At 58.6% G+C, this 440-nt stretch carries 1 protein-coding gene; it reads left to right on the top strand.

Going from position 1 to position 440, the window contains the following annotated elements:
* Window positions 1-440, top strand: a 440-nt coding sequence (locus ACTJK5_RS23015) for a type IV secretory system conjugative DNA transfer family protein (RefSeq protein ID WP_440613319.1), incomplete at both ends; no start/stop codon positions are given.

Consider the following 440-nt stretch of genomic DNA (forward strand, 5'->3'; position numbering starts at 1 on the left):
GGCTTTGGAGCACTGCATGTACTCGATCCGTTCGGGGTGACAGATCGGCCATCCTCCTGCTTCAATCCGTTTGCGCATCTCGATGCCAATGATGTCGATATCGCCGAACATGCTGGCACGCTTGCCGACGCTCTGGTTTATGACGAGCCGGGGAGTTCCGGTGACGTACATTGGAACGAGGAAGCCAGGGCATTGATTGCCGGTTTGATCATGATGGTGGTTGCCAGCGAACCACCGCATCTTCGTCATCCGGCAACGCTGCGCGACTATCTGACAAGACCGCCAAAGGCATTTGCCGATCTGCTGACACGGATGCAGGAGAGCGACCGTTGTGATGGTCTGATAGCGCGTGCCGCCAACCGGCATCTGGGCAAGTCCGATCGCGAGGCATCGGGCGTTCTGTCGTCGGCGCAACGCCACACACACTTCCTCGACAGTCC

It is taken from the genome of Agrobacterium sp. 22094, from assembly GCF_052046015.1.
GTDB lineage: Bacteria > Pseudomonadota > Alphaproteobacteria > Rhizobiales > Rhizobiaceae > Agrobacterium > Agrobacterium cavarae.